The sequence below is a fragment of the Nocardioides anomalus genome (genome assembly GCF_011046535.1).
Taxonomy (GTDB): Bacteria; Actinomycetota; Actinomycetes; order Propionibacteriales; family Nocardioidaceae; genus Nocardioides; species Nocardioides anomalus.
This window is the reverse complement of record NZ_CP049257.1, coordinates 4,540,686-4,555,385: the sequence shown is the minus strand read 5'-3', so window position 1 is coordinate 4,555,385 and position 14,700 is coordinate 4,540,686. Positions and strand designations below refer to the sequence as shown.

Sequence of the window (14,700 nt, the reverse complement as noted above, 5' to 3'; positions counted from 1 at the left end):
AGGGTCGGCTGGTCGTGGGACCGGCGGTCCTACCCTCACGCTCGCTGTCCGGCGCGCGGCCGCGTCATGCTGGAGGGGTGAAGCCGAACCGCGCCGGGCTGGCCCGCGCCGTCAAGCGGGCCCGCGACCGGGTGCAGCCCGGGGACGTCGGCCTGCCCGCCGGTCACCACCGCCGGGTGCCGGGGCTGCGGCGCGAGGAGCTGGCCCTGCTGGCGGGGATCAGCGTCGACTACGTCGTCCGGCTCGAGCAGGGCCGCGGCCCGCGCCCCTCGGAGCAGGTGCTCACCGCCCTGTGCCGGGCGCTGCGGCTGGACACCGACGAGCGCGACGAGCTGTTCAACCTGGCCGGCACCGCACCTCCGCACGCCGGGCTGATCGACCTGCACGTGCGCCCGAGCGTGCTGCGCCTCATCGACCGGTTCCACGACCTGCCCGCGCTCGTGGTCAGCGCGAAGGGCGACGTGCTGGCCTGGAACGCCATGTCGTCGGCCCTGCACGGTGACTGGTCCGCGCTGCGGCCCGAGCGCCGCAACCACGCCCGGCTGCGCTTCCTCACCGACCCCGCCGACCCGCCGCGCAGCGTCGTCGGCGGCCGGCCGGGCGAGCGCGAGGAGACCGCCCGGCAGACGGTGGGCAACCTGCGCTCGGTCGCGGCCCGCTACCCCGACGACCCGGGCCTGGCCCGGCTGCTGGAGGACCTGCACGCGGGCTCGGCGGAGTTCCGCGAGCTCTGGGCCACGGCCGAGCCCGGCGGCTGGCGCAGCCACACCAAGTCGGTGCTCCACCCCGAGGTCGGCGAGCTGGTCCTGGAGTGCGACCTGCTGCACGTCCCCGACGTCGACCAGAGCGTGCTCGTCTACTCCGCCGCTCCGGGCACGCGGGAGGCCGACGCCCTGGCCCTGCTGCGGGTGCTCGGCACCCAGGAGCTCAGCACGGCCCGCTGAGCTCGCGCAGCCTCCTCCCGGCCTGGGCCGCGGTCGGGCGCTTGTCCGCCTCCCTGCGCGTCATCGAGTCGCACAGGGTGAGCAGCGGCGCGGGTGCGCCCAGCGCGCGGCGGGCGACCAGCCCCGCGGCGTACACGTCCTGGCTGGGGTGGGGCGGCGCGCCCGCCTGGCGCTCGGGGGCGAGGTGGGACGGCGTACCGCTGAGCGGGGCGGCCTCGCCGGCCCGGGTGCTGACGCCGAAGTCGGCCAGGAGCAGGTGGTGACCGTCGCGCAGGAGCAGGTTGGCCGGCTTGACGTCGCCGTGGACCAGGCCGCTGGCGTGGACGGCGACGAGGGCGTCGAGGAGCTGGCCCAGCAGCCTGGTCACCTCGGCCGGCGGGAGGGGGCCGCGGCGCAGCCGGTCCTGGAGCGTGCCGGCCGCGACCAGCTCGGTGGCGAGCACGGCCACGTCATCGGTCGCGGCCCAGGCCAGGGCGGGCAGGACGTGGGGGTGCTCGACGCGGTGCTCGCGCTCGGCGCTCAGGTGCTGGGGTCGCCCGACCTTCGCCGCGACGTGGCGGCGGGTCTGCAGGTCCCGGGCCCGGTGCACGGTCGCGGTCCCGCCGCGGCCGATCTCCTCGAGCAGCACGAAGCGCCCGGCGAGCGGACGGTGGCGACGGAGCACGACGCGGACCGTAGCCTCGACCGCGGGGCCCGTGCCGGTGCTCGTCCACAGGCCCCGGCCTGGGCACACGATTGGGAGTCGGCCCGGTCGCCGCGCTAGTCTTGCCTGTCCGCTGCGACCCGATGTCGCGGCGTACTCGAAACGCAAGCCCTCCTGCCACGGAGAGACCGTGGCCGCCGAGTCCACAGGAGGTGGGACTGCTTTGCGTGCCTACGAAGTCATGGTGATCCTCGACCCGAGCCTCGAGGAGCGGACGGTCGGACCGTCGCTCGACAAGTACCTCAACGTCATCCGCAAGGACGGCGGTTCGGTCGAGTCGGTCGACGTCTGGGGCCGTCGCCGCATGTCCTACGAGATCAAGAAGAACCAAGAGGGCATCTACGCGGTCGTCTCGCTGACCGCCGAGCCCGCCACGGTCAAGGAGCTCGACCGCCAGCTCACGCTGAACGAGTCGGTCCTGCGCACCAAGGTCCTGCGCCCGGCGCACTGACCCCCGAGCGGCCCCCCGTCGTACGACGGGGGTGCGGCTGTGGATGGCCACTTCCCACCGTCGGTGCCGACGGCAACGATGGGGGGCACCTGAGCCGAGACAGGACGACAAGGAGACCTCATGGCAGGCGAGACCATCATCACCGTGGTCGGCAACCTCACCGACGACCCCGAGCTGCGCTTCACGCCCTCGGGCGCCGCGGTCGCCAACTTCACGGTGGCCTCGACCCCTCGCAACTTCGACAAGAACACCAACGAGTGGGTCGACGGCGAGGCCATGTTCCTGCGCTGCTCCATCTGGCGCCAGGCGGCGGAGAACGTCGCCGAGTCGCTCCAGCGGGGCATGCGGGTGGTCGTCCAGGGTCGGCTCAAGGCCCGTTCTTACGAGGACCGTGAGGGCCAGAAGCGCACGGTCTTCGAGCTCGAGGTCGACGAGGTCGGCCCCTCGCTGAAGTTCGCCACCGCCAAGGTCAACCGCACCAGCCGCCAGGGCGGCGGGGGCGGCTACTCCGGCGGCGGTGGTGGCGGCGGCTACTCCGGTGGCGGCGGCGGTGGCGGCCAGTCCGCGCCCGCCGACGACCCGTGGGCCACACCGGCCCCGGCCGGCGGCGGCCAGGGCGGTGGCCAGGGTGGCGGTGGCGGTGCCCCCGCCAACGACCCCTGGGCCGCGCCGGGCGTCGGCAACGACGAGCCCCCGTTCTGATCCACCTTTCCCAACCAACCCGAGCATTCCGGCGCGAGCCGGGCTTCTGAGGAGGAAGCACCACAATGCCCAAGGCAGTGATCCGCAAGCCCAAGAAGAAGGTCTGCCAGTTCTGCAAGGAGAAGGCGACCTCCGTCGACTACAAGGACTCCGCGCTGCTGCGCAAGTTCATCTCCGACCGCGGCAAGATCCGCGCGCGTCGCGTGACCGGCAACTGCGTCCAGCACCAGCGGGACGTCGCCATCGCGGTCAAGAACGCCCGTGAGATGGCGCTGCTGCCCTACACGTCCACCGCTCGCTGAGAGGAGCCCCCTGAGATGAAGCTGATCCTCACCCAGGAGGTCACCGGCCTCGGTGCCCCCGGCGACGTCGTCGAGGTCAAGGACGGCTACGGCCGCAACTACCTCGTCCCGCGCGGTGTCGCCATCCGCTGGACCCGCGGTGCCGAGAAGACCGTCGAGTCCATCAAGAAGGCGCGCTCCGCGCGCGCCGTCCGCGACCACGACTCCGCCGAGACCATCAAGACCAAGCTCGAGGCCGAGCCCGTCCAGGTCAAGGTCCGCGCCGGCGACGGCGGCCGCCTCTTCGGCGCCGTCACCGTCACCGACATCGCCGACGCCCTCACCGAGGCCACCGGCCAGGACGTCGACAAGCGCACCATCGCCCTCGGCAACCCGATCAAGGCCCTGGGCAACCACGAGATCACCGTCCGCCTCCACGACGAGGTCTCCGCGACGGTGGCCCTGAACGTCGTCCCGGCTCAGGGCTGACGCTCTCCTCGTCGCACCTCCGCACCAGCACTTCGGCCCGCCAGCTCACGCTGGCGGGCCTTCGTGTCTGTCGCGCCGGTGCTCCTCGTCGTTCGCCAGAGCCCTGAGCCGGGACGACGTTCAGGCCACCGTCGCGGAGGTCTCGTCGCTCCGTCTCCCGGCGCTCTCGCGGTTGCCGAGGGCCTTGATCGGGCCGCCCAGGGCGACGGTGCGCTCGGTGCGCAGGATCAGAGGATGCCCTGGGCCGCCGCGTCCCAGATGGTGGGGACCGCGGGTCGGAACCCCAGGCTGCGCAGCAGCGAGGAGTCCATGCGGCCCGCCCACGGGTGGGCCAGGGGCTCGGCGGAGCCGTCGATCGGGCTGCCGGCCAGACGGGCCATGTCGTAGACGGTGACGGGTGCGTCGTCGGCGAGGTTCGCGATGCGGCCGTCGAGCGCCCCGGTCAGTGCCAGGCGGACGGCGGCCGCGACGTCGCGGTGGTGGGCGACGGAGTAGGTGTGCGCGGGGTGCAGGCCGAACCGCTCGGCCAGCGTCGGCATGGACGCCAGGTGCCCGTCGCCCTCGCCGTACACGAAGGGCAGCCGCAGCACCGACCAGGTCAGCCCGCTCTCGCGGAGCAGGGCCTCGGCGGCCACCTTGCTGGCGGGGTACGCCGCGGTGGGGTGGCAGCTGTCGTCCTCCTGGCCGGGACGCGCCTGGTCGTGGTCGTAGACGTTGCCGGTGCTGGCCATCACGAACCGGGCTGCGGGGGCGTGCGCGGTGACGGCGTCGAGGAGGTGGCGCGTGCCGTCGAGGTTCGCCCTCCAGATGGCCGCCTCGTCGTCGGTGCGGAAGAGCGCGGCCAGGTGCACCACCGCCGCCACGCCCTCGGTCGCCGCGCGCAGGGTGGTCGGGTCGTCGAGGTCGCCCAGGACCGCCGTCGCGCCGTCGGGGAGCGGCTGCTCGCGACGCACGAGGACCCGGCAGTCGTGGCCGTCGGCGACGAGCCGCGGCAGCAGCCGCGAACCGACGAGGCCGGTGGCCCCGGTGAGGAGCAACGTGCTCATGATCGTTCCTTTCACTGATTGTCAGTTCAACTGATGATCAGGCTAGCACTAGACTGGCGTCGTGACGAGCGAGGACGGACCCGGCCCCCAGCTGGGGGCGCGGTTGGGCTACCAGCTCAAGCACGCGTTCTTCGCGCTGGAGGAGCTGCACGCCGAGCACCTGGCCGACGGCCCGGTGAGCGTCCGCGAGCTCAGCGTCCTGCTGCTCCTGGACGGGCGCGAGCCCGAGTCGCAGCAGCAGGCGGCCGAGCGCCTGGGTGTGGACCGGACCACGATGGTCGGTCTGCTCGACAGCCTGGAGACCAAGGGCCTGGTCACGCGCCAGCCCGACCCGGATGACCGCCGTCGCAACGTCGTGGTCCTGACGGCCGCCGGTCGCGCCGCCCTGAAGGCGGCCAAGGCCGCCAGCGACCGGGCCGAGCGCCAGCTCCTGGCCGAGCTGTCCCCGACGGAGGCCGCGCAGTTCCGCCGCTTGCTGGCCCGGGTCGTCCCCCACTGACCCTCGGGGTCCCCGCCCGCAAATGAGACGTGTGGGCTATGGGCGAGCCCCCCCACGCGTTGTCATGATCCGGAGATGCTGGGGGGCAGAGGTTGGTTGGTCGTTGCGTGCTTGGTCCTCGCGGGGGCGCCGGTGCACGCGGCGGAGCCGCAACCGGCGGGGAGCACCGGGAGCCCGGACGCCTTCGAGGCGAACACGCTCAACGACACGAGTGGGGCCACCGAGCTGCCGTACGTGCAGCTAGAGGACAGTCACTACGGCACGAAGCGAGACCTGGGCTTGATCGTCGTCGGTGCTCTGTTCTCGGTGGCCGTCGAGCTGACCCTCTCGGCGTTCCGGCGGCGAGCTCAGGAGCAGCAGGCGCCCGTGGTCGTGGCCGCTGCGGACTGAGCCGGCGACGGGCTCGTGAGCGCACGGGTGGCCGGGCCACCGGGGACGGGGCTGTCGGCGAGGACGGTGTAGATCTCCCAGGACTCGCCGTTCGGGGTGCCCTGGACCCAGAACTTGTCCTGTTTGGCGTAGCAGCAGGTGGTGTCGCGCTCGTCGACCGAGGCGAGGCCGGAGGCGGCGAGGCGGGTCTGCTCGGCGTCGACGGCGGTGGTGTCGGCGACCTCCACGCCGAGGTGGTTGAGGCTGCCGCCGTGGCCGGGGTTCTCGATGAGGACCAGCTTGAGGGGTGGCTCGGTGAGGGCGAAGTTGGCATAGCCGGGCCGGGTCTTGGCGGGCTCGGCGCCGAACAGCGCGGAGTAGAAGGCGACGGACTGCTCGAGGTCGTCGACGTTGAGGGCCAGCTGGACTCGGGACATGGTCACTCCTCGGTCAGACATCGACGTACGTCGATGTGTTGGTTCCGCTCATGTTGCCCTCGGACATGGATGTACGTCAATATCGACACGTGTCGAAGTCTGTGTCGTCCAGGACAGCGGTCCTCACGCTCAGCCCCGTGGAGACGGTGGCGTGCTGCTCGCCGCTGACCAGCGAGCCGTTGAGCAGCGAGGCGGCGGACCGGATCGCGCCGCTGCTGAAGGCGCTGGCGGACCCGGTGCGGCTGCGGCTGCTGTCGCTGGTGGCGTCGCACGCCGACGGGGAGGCGTGCGTGTGCGACCTCAACGACGCCTTCGAGCTGTCCCAGCCGACCATCAGCCACCACCTCAAGGTGCTGCACGAGGTCGGGCTCCTGGACCGGTCCAAGCGCGGGGTGTGGGTCTACTACGCGGTACGCCGGGAGGCGCTCGCCGACCTCGGTGCGCTCCTCGGCGGCGTGGCCGTCTCGACCGCGTGACCGCTCGCGTCGGCGTACCCACCCTCGGCCGCAGGGCGGTGGCCGAGGGTGTGGGCACGGCGTTCCTCGTCGCCGCGGTGATCGGCTCGGGCGTCGCGGCCACGCAGCTGTCGCCGGACGACGTGGGGCTTCAGCTGCTCGAGAACAGCCTGGTCACCGGGGCCGCGCTGGTCGCGCTGATCCTCGCGCTGCAGCCGGTGTCGGCGGCGTTCAACCCCGTCATCACGCTCATCGAGCGGGCGCTGGGACAGATCGACAGCCGGGCCGCGGCCGCGCTCGTGCTCGCGCAGGTCGTGGGCGGCTGCGCCGGGGCGGTGGTGGCGAACCTGATGTTCGACCTGTCGGCGGTGTCGGTGGCGACCACGCACCGTGACGGGCCCGACCTGTGGCTGGCCGAGGTGGTCGCCACGCTCGGCCTGGTGACCGTGGTCTTCGGCAGCCTGCGTGCCGGCCGCACGGGGACGGTCGCGTACGCCGTGGGCGGCTACATCGCCGCGGCGTACTGGTTCACCTCGAGCACCAGCTTCGCCAACCCCGCGGTCACGGTCGCGCGCACGCTGTCCGACACGTTCGCGGGCATCGCGCCGGCGTCCGTACCGTGGTTCCTCCTGGCCCAGCTGGTCGGCGGTGGACTCGGCCTGGCCCTCGTGGCCTACCTGTTCCCGACCACCACCTCGCGCGCCGCGCTGCTCGACCCGGAGGCCACGCATGAGTGACGAGAAGCCGCAGGTGCTGTTCGTGTGCGTCCACAACGCGGGGCGCTCGCAGATGGCCGCGGGGTGGCTGACCCGCCTGGGCGGCGACCGGGTCGAGGTCCGCTCCGCCGGCTCGGAGCCGGCCGACCGGGTCAACCCGGTCGCGGTGCAGGCGATGGCCGAGGTCGGCATCGACATCGCGGCCGAGCAGCCGGAGGTCCTCACCAGCGACGCGGTGCGCGAGTCCGACGTGGTCGTCACCATGGGCTGCGGCGACGCGTGCCCGTTCTTCCCGGGCAAGCGCTACGAGGACTGGGCGCTCGACGACCCGGCCGGGCAGGACCTGGACGCCGTACGCCCGATCCGCGACGAGATCCGCACGCGCGTCGAGGCGCTCCTGCGCTCGCTCGGGGTGGACGCGGGATGACGGCGCTCCCCACGCCGACGCTGCGCAGCGAGCGGCTGGTGCTGCGGCCGTTCGCCGATGCGGACGGCGACGACCTCTACGCGTTGCAGAGCGACGCGGAGGTGCTGCGCTACTGGGACGCGCCGCCGTGGACCGACCGGTCCCGGGTGGAGCGCTTCCTGGCCACGTGCCGGTCGGTGGCCGAGGACGGCACGGGCGCGCGGCTGGTCCTGGAGTCGTCGTCGGGCGGGTTCCTCGGCTGGTGCGCGCTCAACGGCTGGAACCCGACGTACCGCAGCGCGTCGATCACCTACTGCCTGACGCGGTCGGCGTGGGGGCACGGGTACGCGACGGAGGCCGGCCGCGCGCTGTTGCGGTGGGCGTTCTCGACGCTGGACCTGAACCGGGTCCAGGCAGAGGCGGACACCCGCAACGCGGCGTCGCGGCGGGTCCTGGAGAAGCTCGGCTTCACGCTCGAGGGGACGCTGCGCGAGGACTGCGTGGTCGACGGGGTGGAGTCGGACTCGTGGGTCTTCGGGCTGCTCCGGCGGGAGTGGTCGGGCGCCTGACCTCGATCGGCGCTAGGCGACCAGGTCCTCGACGAGCCCGACCGAGGACTCGGCGAGGCGGGTCCGGTCCGGGTAGGGCGCGGCGGCGTACACGCCCTCCAGGACGAGCCAGATCCGCTGGGTGAGCTCGTCCGGGTCGTCGACGTCCAGCGCGACGACGTGCTCGCGGACCCGCCGGCGCAGGGCGCGGACCTGGGTCAACGCGAAGCGGCTCGGGCGGGTGCTGTTGTCGCGCACCTCGCGCAGGTGGTTGCGGAACGGGCAGCCGCGGTAGCGCCGGTGCGTGACCAGGCCGGCGACGTAGCGGCTCAGAGCGACGAGCGCCTCGTCGGGCGGCCGGCCCTCGGTGGCCTCGTCCATCTGCCGATCGATCCGCTCGGCGAACCGGTGGAGGTAGGCGAGGACGAGCTCCTCCTTGCCGGGGAAGTGGCGGTAGAGGACGTTCTTGCCGGTGCCCGCGGCGTCGACGACGTCGCTCATGCCGACCTGGTGGACGCCGCGCTCGTAGAACAGCGCCGTCGCGGCGTCGAGGATGCGCTCGCGTGCGGTGGGGTCGGGCGGCCGGGCCATGGAACCAGTATGACGGACCGCCCATTCCGAAATCTTGTCCGAACGGGAATGCGACGGCCGAGCAACGGCTTGGAACGGTATCGGAACGAACAGTCCGCAACCCCGTCCGAAGGAGTCACCGGTGCGTGACGCAGTGATCGTCGAAGCAGTCCGAACCCCACTCGCCAAGGGCAAGCCCGGTGGCGCGTACTCCGAGGTCCACCCGGTGGACCTGCACGCCCACGTCCTGACGTCGCTCGTCGAACGCGTCGACGGCCTGGACCCCGCCGAGATCGACGACGTGATCGGTGGCGCCGTCGGCCAGGTCGGCGAGCAGAGCACGAACACCACGCGGATGGCGGTCCTGGCCGCCGGGTTCCCCGAGTCGGTCCCGGCCGTGACCGTGGACCGCCAGTGCGGGAGCAGCCAGCAGGCGCTCAGCTTCGTGGCCCAGGGCGTCGTCGCCGGCGCCTACGACATCGCCATCGCCTCGGGTGTGGAGTCGATGAGCCGGGTGCCGATCGGCAGCTCGCAGGCCGGGCAGGACTTCGCCGGTCCCACCGTGGGGGCGCGGTACGGCGGGCTGGTGCCGCAGGGCGTCTCGGCGGAGCTCATCGCCCGGACGTGGGGCCTCACCCGGGAGCAGCTGGACGAGTTCGCCTACGACAGCCACCGCAAGGCCGCCGAGGCCTGGCGCCAGGGGTGGTTCGACCGCGAGGTCGCGCCGCTCAAGGTCACCCACGCCGACGGGACCGTCACCGCGCTGGACACCGACGAGACGATCCGGCCCGGCACCACCACGGAGGCTCTGGCCGGACTGCGGACGCCGTTCGCCGAGGAGCACTGGGAGGAGCGGTTCGGGCCGATCGACTGGAAGGTCACCGCGGGCAGCAGCTCGCCGTACAACGACGGCTCCGCGGCCCTGCTGGTCACGACCAGCGAGATGGCCCGGTCGCGCGGCTGGACCCCGCGGGCCCGGATCCACACGGCGACCGTCGCCGCGGACGACCCGCTGCTGATGCTGACCGGGATCATGCCGGCCACTGCGAAGGTCCTCAGCCGGGCCGGCCTCACGATCGACGACATCGACGCCTTCGAGGTCAACGAGGCCTTCTCGCCCGTGGTGCTCGCGTGGCTGGCCGAGACCGGTGCGGACCCGGCCCGGGTCAACGTGCACGGCGGGGCGATCTCGATCGGGCACCCGCTCGGGGCCAGCGGTGCCCGCCTGGCCACCACGCTCCTGGGCGTGCTGGAGCGGACCGGCGGACGGTACGGGCTGCAGACCATGTGCGAGGCCGGCGGGACGGCCAACGCGACGATCATCGAGAGGATCTGAGATGGACACCAAGAACAGCGTGGCGCTCGTGACGGGCGCGAACCGGGGCCTCGGCCAGGCCATCGTCCAGGAGCTGCTCAGCCGCGGCGCCGCCAAGGTGTACGCCGGCGCGCGCGACCCCCGGTCCGTGGACACCACGGACGCACGCGTCGTACCGCTGCGGCTCGACGTGACCGACCCCGACTCGGTGACCGCGGCCGCCGCGGCTGCGCCCGACGTGGACCTGGTGGTCAACAACGCCGGCATCGCCGAGACCATGTCGGTGTTCGCCGCCGACGGCGTCGAGGCGCTCCGGCGCCAGCTCGAGACCAACGCGGTGGGGCCGCTGCTGGTGACCCGCGCCTTCGCCTCAACCCTGGCCGCCCACGGCGGCGGCGCGGTGGTGAACATCCTCTCGGTGCTGTCGTGGTTCACGCCGCCGTCGTGGTCGAGCTACGCCGTGTCCAAGGCCGCGGCCTGGTCGGTCACCAACGCCACGCGCGGGGAGCTCAAGGCGCAGGGCACGCAGGTCCTCGGCGTGCACGTCGGCTTCCTGGACACCGACATGACCGCGCACGTGGACAGCCCCAAGATCGACCCCGCTGTCCTGGCCGCCCAGGTCCTCGACGCCGTCGCCGCCGGGGCCGACGAGCTCCTCGCCGACGAGCTGAGTCGCGGGGTGAAGGCGGGGCTGTCGGGGGACGTCGCGGCGCTCAACGGCTGACCTGGCAACGGCCCCACCCACGACATCACCGTGGCCTTGCAGGGCCACTCCTCCCGGGCTTCGTCGCGGCAGCGGCGCTCAGTGGGCCATGTCGACGAAGCGGGAGTAGTGGCCCTGGAAGGCCACGGTGATGTCGCGGGTGGGGCCGTTGCGGTGCTTGGCGACGATGAGGTCGGCCTCGCCGGGGCGGGTGGACTCGCGCTCGTAGACGTCCTCGCGGTGCAGGAGGACGACCATGTCGGCGTCCTGCTCGAGGGAGCCGGACTCGCGGAGGTCGGAGAGCATGGGGCGCTTGTCCGAGCGCTGCTCGGGGCCACGGTTGAGCTGGCTGAGGGCGATGATCGGGACCTCGAGCTCCTTGGCCAGGAGCTTGATCTGGCGGCTGAACTCCGAGACCTCGAGCTGGCGGGACTCGACCTTCTTGCCGGAGGTCATGAGCTGCATGTAGTCGATGACGATGAGGCGCAGGTCGTGGCGCTGCTTGAGGCGGCGGGCCTTGGCCCGGATCTCCATCATCGTCATGTTGGGGGAGTCGTCGATGAAGATCGGGGCGCTGCTGACGCCGCCCATGGTGCGGGCCAGCTTGTTCCAGTCCTCGTCCTGCATGTTGCCGTTGCGGATGTGGTTGAGGGGGACCTTGGCCTCGGCCGAGAGCAGGCGCATGGTGATCTCGGAGCGCGTCATCTCCAGGCTGAAGAAGCAGCTGGTGAGGTTGTTGTGGATGGAGGCGGCGCGGCAGAAGTCGAGGGCGAGGGTGCTCTTGCCCATGGCGGGGCGGGCCGCGACGATGATCATCTGGCCCGAGTGCAGGCCGTTGGTGAGCTCGTCGAGCTCGATGAAGCCGGTGGGCACGCCGTAGAGGCCGGCCTCGCGGTTGCCGATGGCCTCGATCTCGTCGAGGACGCCGCTCATGATCTCGCTGAGCGGGGCGTAGTCCTCGGCCGCGCGGCGGTCGGTGACCTTGTAGACCTCGGCCTGGGCGGCGTCGACGAGGTCGTCGACCTGGCCCTCGCCGGAGTAGCCGTACTGCACGATGCGGGTGCCGGCGTCGACGAGGCGGCGGAGCACGGCCTTCTCGCGCACGATCTCGGCGTAGTAGGCGGCGTTGGAGGCGATCGGGACCTGGGAGGCCAGGGTGTGGAGGTACGGCGCGCCGCCGATCCGCTGGAGCTCGCCCTTGCGGTTGAGCTCGTTGGACACGGTGATCATGTCGGCCGGCTCGCCGCGGCCGTAGAGGTCGATGATCGCGTCGTGGATGGTCTCGTGCGAGGGCCGGTAGAAGTCGACCCCGCGCAGGATCTCGGCGACGTCGGCGATGGCGTCCTTGGAGATCATCATCGCGCCGAGCACGGACTGCTCGGCGGCCATGTCCTGGGGCGGGGTGCGGTCCATGCCGCCGCCCCCTCCGCCGCTGCCGCCGGAGCCGCCGCCACCCCAGGTGTCCATGCCCGCCGGCTCGGCGGCCCAGGCGTCGGACTCGGTGACGCTCACGGACGGCTCCTCGGGTGTGGGGGATGGTGCTGGTGGGACAGCGGTGGGGTGTGCCGGCAACGCTAGGGTCGAGCGCCGACAGCGCCGGGGAGGGCGCCGCGCCGGGTGCTCGTCGGGGTCACGTCCCGCAGACCGTAGTCACCGCCCGGGCGGCGGGGCCAGCCCGGGGCGAGGGGTTGTCCACAGGCCCCCTGTGGACCTGGGGAGAACGTCGGGTCGGGGGTGGAAGACACGCGCGGGAACCTGTGCACAGCCTGGGGACAACGTGTGCACTCGACGCTGCGGCTGGCGCCAGCTACCGCTCTGACCTGGGCAAACGCGGATCCACCGGTGTGGAGCAGAAATAGTCTCGGGCGAGTCGGCTCCCGGGTCCGTTCACCGGCCGGTCACCCGGGAGCAGCCGGGTGGCTTTGTCGACATGGGCCTGCCGAGAGGTCATCCACAGCATTGTCCACCGGTGTGCATGGACTAGCCCCGTCCGGTCCAGATGACCGGGGTGCCTCTTACCATGACTAGTCGGGACCCTGGGGACAACGCCCGGTCGGGTGGTCCTCAGAAGTCCCAGCGGGTGGCGCCGCCGGGCTCCGCGACCCCGAGGGCGACCACGGAGGCCACGTCGATCCGGTAGACGTGCCAGGGCGGCCCGCCGGCCGACGGGGCGCTGAACTCGGCGGTGAGGGCGGTGCCGGAGTCGTCGACACGGCAGGGCCAGCCGTCGGCGTCGTACACCTCGGCCAGGCGGGCGACGCTGGCCGGCTCGGTCACCGGCGCGGCGGTGCCGGAGACGCTGAGGTCGACGTCGGCCACCGCCACGGCCAGGGTGCAGCGCGGGTCCCGCGCGAGGTTGCGGCCCTTGCGGGTGCTGCGGCCGCTGGCGAACCACCAGGAGCCGTCGACCCACTCCGCTCCGACGCCGGTCGTGTGGGGCGCGCCGTCGGCGTCCAGGGTGGTGAGCCAGCAGGTGTGCCGATCCGGGCCGCCGTTGCCGGGCGCCTGGGTGAGCCCGCCGAAGTCGAGCCGGGCGGTGACGGCTGACCACGTCATCACCGGGAGGTCGTAGCGCCCGGCCAGGTTGCGGGTGCGGGTGGGCTGGCGGCTCGGGCCGCCCGGTCGAGTGCTCATGACGTGGAGACCGCGCCCCCGCACCAGGGTCATCGGTGCGGGGGCGCGGGGCACGGGTGGGCGGGTGCGGCCCCGGTCAGCGGTGGTGGTGGTGGCGCTTCTTTGTCTTCTTGACCGTGACCGCGGGGCTGGTCAGCGAGACCGAGGGGTACGCCGAGAGCGAGCCGGTGACGGTCACCGCGAGCTTCTTGCCGCGGTCCTGCTTGGTCACCTTGTACGTCGAGGCGGTAGCGCCCTTGATCGGCTTGCCGCCGCGCAGCCACTGGAAGGTCATCGCGGAGGGCGTCGGGCTGAAGGCCGGGACGCCCGCCGTGAGCCTCTTGCCGACCTTGGCCTTGCCGGACACCTGGAGCTTGCCGGAGACCGCGAAGGCGCGCGGGGCGGGGTTGGCCGCCGCGGCGGACCAGTCCGGCTCCGAGCCGCCGGCGACGAGTAGCCGGGGCTGGGGCGCCGTGCAGTCGGCCGGGTCGTCCTTGACCCAGATGCCGTCCGGCTCCTGCCAGGCCACGGCGTTGCTGTCCGGAGCCCAGGTCGGGTCGGCGAAGCCGGCCTGCTTCCCGGTGGAGCACCGCGGGTCGGGGACCGGGGGCGGGTTGTCGGTGGCGGGGTTGCCGCTGACGGCGTACCAGATGATCTGCGCGGAGCTGCTGTAGCCGCGCACGGCCGCGAGCCAGTGCCCGTCCGGGGAGACCTCACCGTCACCCAGGTCGGTGGCGTCTGCGGCGTAGTCGTAGTCGTTGAACCACAGCTGCTCGGCACCACCGACGTCCTTGAGCTTCATGTGACTGCCCCAGCCGCCGCTCTGCAGCGTGCGGCCGTTGCCGATCCAGGAGGGCGTCCGCTGGTAGGTCGTGCCGTAGGTGGCCGCCGGGGTGAGGCCCGTCGCGGCCGTGATGCCGGTGGCGGTGCGGGCCAGGCAGTCGGCCCCGATCGGGCAGCCGTAGGAGTAGAATGTGTAGGCGATCTTGGTGCCGTCCGGCGAGAACGCGAGGTCCTGCGGGACGCCGTCGACGGGGTGGCTCACCGAGTCGGTGAGCGGTGTCGGGTCGATGGTGCGCAGGACGGTGCCGTTCTGGCTCATCACGACGATGTCCTGGCCGTGACTCGCGGCGATCACGCCGGTGTCGGACTGGGTGGGCGAGGACCACGGCGAGTCCGCGGACCCGTTCGTGGTCACCTGGTACTGCCCTGAGCCGTCGCCCTTGGCCAGCCAGACGTTGTTCGCCTTGATGAAGACGATCGACCCGGCGTACGACGACGGGGCGGCCTGGGGGGTGTGGTCGGCGGCGGCCGTGGCGGGCGGGGCGGCGAGACCGGTCAGGCCGGCCAGGCCCAGGCCGGCCAGCCAGACGAGCGCGGTCCGGGACCGCGGTGCGGTGTGCGTGGTCATGGCTCGACCCTGGTGGGCGCGACGTCCCGGCCGGCAGCGGCA

19 protein-coding genes are annotated in these 14,700 nt (G+C 72.6%); 12 read left to right on the top strand and 7 right to left on the bottom strand.

The window, feature by feature from the left end:
- The first annotated feature begins 77 nt into the window (after positions 1 to 77).
- Complete coding sequence (locus G5V58_RS22705) at positions 78 to 944, top strand: helix-turn-helix transcriptional regulator (RefSeq protein WP_165237523.1); 867 nt, start codon at positions 78 to 80, stop codon at positions 942 to 944.
- Here G5V58_RS22705 and G5V58_RS22700 read toward each other — a convergent pair.
- Positions 928 to 1,608 (bottom strand): serine/threonine-protein kinase, encoded by a 681-nt coding sequence (locus tag G5V58_RS22700; RefSeq protein ID WP_165237521.1) that lies wholly within the window; start codon positions 1,606 to 1,608, stop codon positions 928 to 930. The two genes, G5V58_RS22705 and G5V58_RS22700, sit on opposite strands and share 17 nt — an antisense overlap.
- Positions 1,609 to 1,810: 202 nt before the next feature.
- On the opposite strand from G5V58_RS22700, the gene rpsF reads away from it, so the two are divergent.
- From rpsF to rplI, 4 genes are all read left to right on the top strand, one after another.
- Positions 1,811 to 2,098, top strand: a complete 288-nt coding sequence (gene rpsF, locus G5V58_RS22695; RefSeq protein WP_165237519.1) for a 30S ribosomal protein S6 — start codon at positions 1,811 to 1,813, stop codon at positions 2,096 to 2,098.
- A 120-nt stretch (positions 2,099 to 2,218) separates the two neighbouring features.
- Positions 2,219 to 2,800, top strand: a complete 582-nt coding sequence (locus G5V58_RS22690) for a single-stranded DNA-binding protein (RefSeq protein ID WP_165237517.1) — start codon at positions 2,219 to 2,221, stop codon at positions 2,798 to 2,800.
- Between the two features lie 65 nt (positions 2,801 to 2,865).
- Entirely contained in the window at positions 2,866 to 3,102 is a 237-nt protein-coding gene (rpsR, locus tag G5V58_RS22685) for a 30S ribosomal protein S18 (protein WP_165237515.1), read from the top strand.
- A 15-nt stretch (positions 3,103 to 3,117) separates the two neighbouring features.
- Complete coding sequence (rplI, locus tag G5V58_RS22680) at positions 3,118 to 3,570, top strand: 50S ribosomal protein L9 (protein WP_165237513.1); 453 nt, start codon at positions 3,118 to 3,120, stop codon at positions 3,568 to 3,570.
- A gap of 227 nt (positions 3,571 to 3,797) precedes the next feature.
- On the opposite strand, the gene G5V58_RS22675 is transcribed toward rplI, so the two are convergent.
- Positions 3,798 to 4,616: an NAD-dependent epimerase/dehydratase family protein gene (locus G5V58_RS22675; RefSeq protein ID WP_165237511.1), complete on the bottom strand. Its 819-nt coding sequence runs from the start codon at positions 4,614 to 4,616 to the stop codon at positions 3,798 to 3,800.
- Positions 4,617 to 4,677: 61 nt separating this feature from the next.
- Between G5V58_RS22675 and G5V58_RS22670 the strand changes: the two genes are divergently transcribed.
- A complete protein-coding gene (locus G5V58_RS22670) occupies positions 4,678 to 5,115 on the top strand; it encodes a MarR family winged helix-turn-helix transcriptional regulator (protein ID WP_230486868.1) in 438 nt (145 codons plus the stop codon).
- A 347-nt stretch (positions 5,116 to 5,462) separates the two neighbouring features.
- On the opposite strand, the gene G5V58_RS22665 is transcribed toward G5V58_RS22670, so the two are convergent.
- Entirely contained in the window at positions 5,463 to 5,921 is a 459-nt protein-coding gene (locus G5V58_RS22665) for an ArsI/CadI family heavy metal resistance metalloenzyme (protein WP_165237509.1), read from the bottom strand.
- 137 nt (positions 5,922 to 6,058) lie between these two features.
- Between G5V58_RS22665 and G5V58_RS22660 the strand changes: the two genes are divergently transcribed.
- The 4 genes from G5V58_RS22660 to G5V58_RS22645 are packed head-to-tail and all read left to right on the top strand — an operon-like array spanning position 6,059 to position 8,067.
- A complete protein-coding gene (locus G5V58_RS22660; RefSeq protein ID WP_230486867.1) occupies positions 6,059 to 6,397 on the top strand; it encodes an ArsR/SmtB family transcription factor in 339 nt (112 codons plus the stop codon).
- Entirely contained in the window at positions 6,394 to 7,113 is a 720-nt protein-coding gene (locus G5V58_RS22655; RefSeq protein ID WP_165237507.1) for an aquaporin, read from the top strand. Before G5V58_RS22660 ends, G5V58_RS22655 begins: the two co-directional genes overlap by 4 nt.
- Positions 7,106 to 7,519: an arsenate reductase ArsC gene (locus tag G5V58_RS22650; RefSeq protein ID WP_165237505.1), complete on the top strand. Its 414-nt coding sequence runs from the start codon at positions 7,106 to 7,108 to the stop codon at positions 7,517 to 7,519. Before G5V58_RS22655 ends, G5V58_RS22650 begins: the two co-directional genes overlap by 8 nt.
- The gene (locus G5V58_RS22645; protein WP_165237503.1) at positions 7,516 to 8,067 is read left to right on the top strand and encodes a GNAT family N-acetyltransferase; all 552 of its coding nucleotides are present in this window, start codon (positions 7,516 to 7,518) and stop codon (positions 8,065 to 8,067) included. Before G5V58_RS22650 ends, G5V58_RS22645 begins: the two co-directional genes overlap by 4 nt.
- Before the next feature lie 12 nt (positions 8,068 to 8,079).
- Here the strand turns inward: G5V58_RS22645 and G5V58_RS22640 are convergent, their stop codons facing one another.
- Positions 8,080 to 8,637, bottom strand: a complete 558-nt coding sequence (locus G5V58_RS22640) for a TetR/AcrR family transcriptional regulator (protein ID WP_165237501.1) — start codon at positions 8,635 to 8,637, stop codon at positions 8,080 to 8,082.
- 121 nt (positions 8,638 to 8,758) lie between these two features.
- On the opposite strand from G5V58_RS22640, the gene G5V58_RS22635 reads away from it, so the two are divergent.
- Together G5V58_RS22635 and G5V58_RS22630 are read left to right on the top strand one after the other, a co-directional pair.
- The gene (locus tag G5V58_RS22635; RefSeq protein ID WP_165237499.1) at positions 8,759 to 9,952 is read left to right on the top strand and encodes a thiolase family protein; all 1,194 of its coding nucleotides are present in this window, start codon (positions 8,759 to 8,761) and stop codon (positions 9,950 to 9,952) included.
- Between the two features lies 1 nt (position 9,953).
- A complete protein-coding gene (locus G5V58_RS22630) occupies positions 9,954 to 10,655 on the top strand; it encodes an SDR family oxidoreductase (RefSeq protein WP_165237497.1) in 702 nt (233 codons plus the stop codon).
- 78 nt (positions 10,656 to 10,733) lie between these two features.
- Here G5V58_RS22630 and dnaB read toward each other — a convergent pair whose 3' ends face one another.
- From dnaB to G5V58_RS22615, 3 genes are all read right to left on the bottom strand, one after another.
- Positions 10,734 to 12,101 (bottom strand): replicative DNA helicase, encoded by a 1,368-nt coding sequence (gene dnaB, locus G5V58_RS22625; RefSeq protein ID WP_165239506.1) that lies wholly within the window; start codon positions 12,099 to 12,101, stop codon positions 10,734 to 10,736.
- A 597-nt stretch (positions 12,102 to 12,698) separates the two neighbouring features.
- Positions 12,699 to 13,268, bottom strand: a complete 570-nt coding sequence (locus G5V58_RS22620; protein WP_165237495.1) for a pyridoxamine 5'-phosphate oxidase family protein — start codon at positions 13,266 to 13,268, stop codon at positions 12,699 to 12,701.
- A gap of 76 nt (positions 13,269 to 13,344) precedes the next feature.
- On the bottom strand, positions 13,345 to 14,658 hold the full coding sequence (locus G5V58_RS22615; protein ID WP_165237493.1) for a hypothetical protein: 1,314 nt from the start codon (positions 14,656 to 14,658) through the stop codon (positions 13,345 to 13,347).
- Positions 14,659 to 14,700 lie beyond the last annotated feature (42 nt).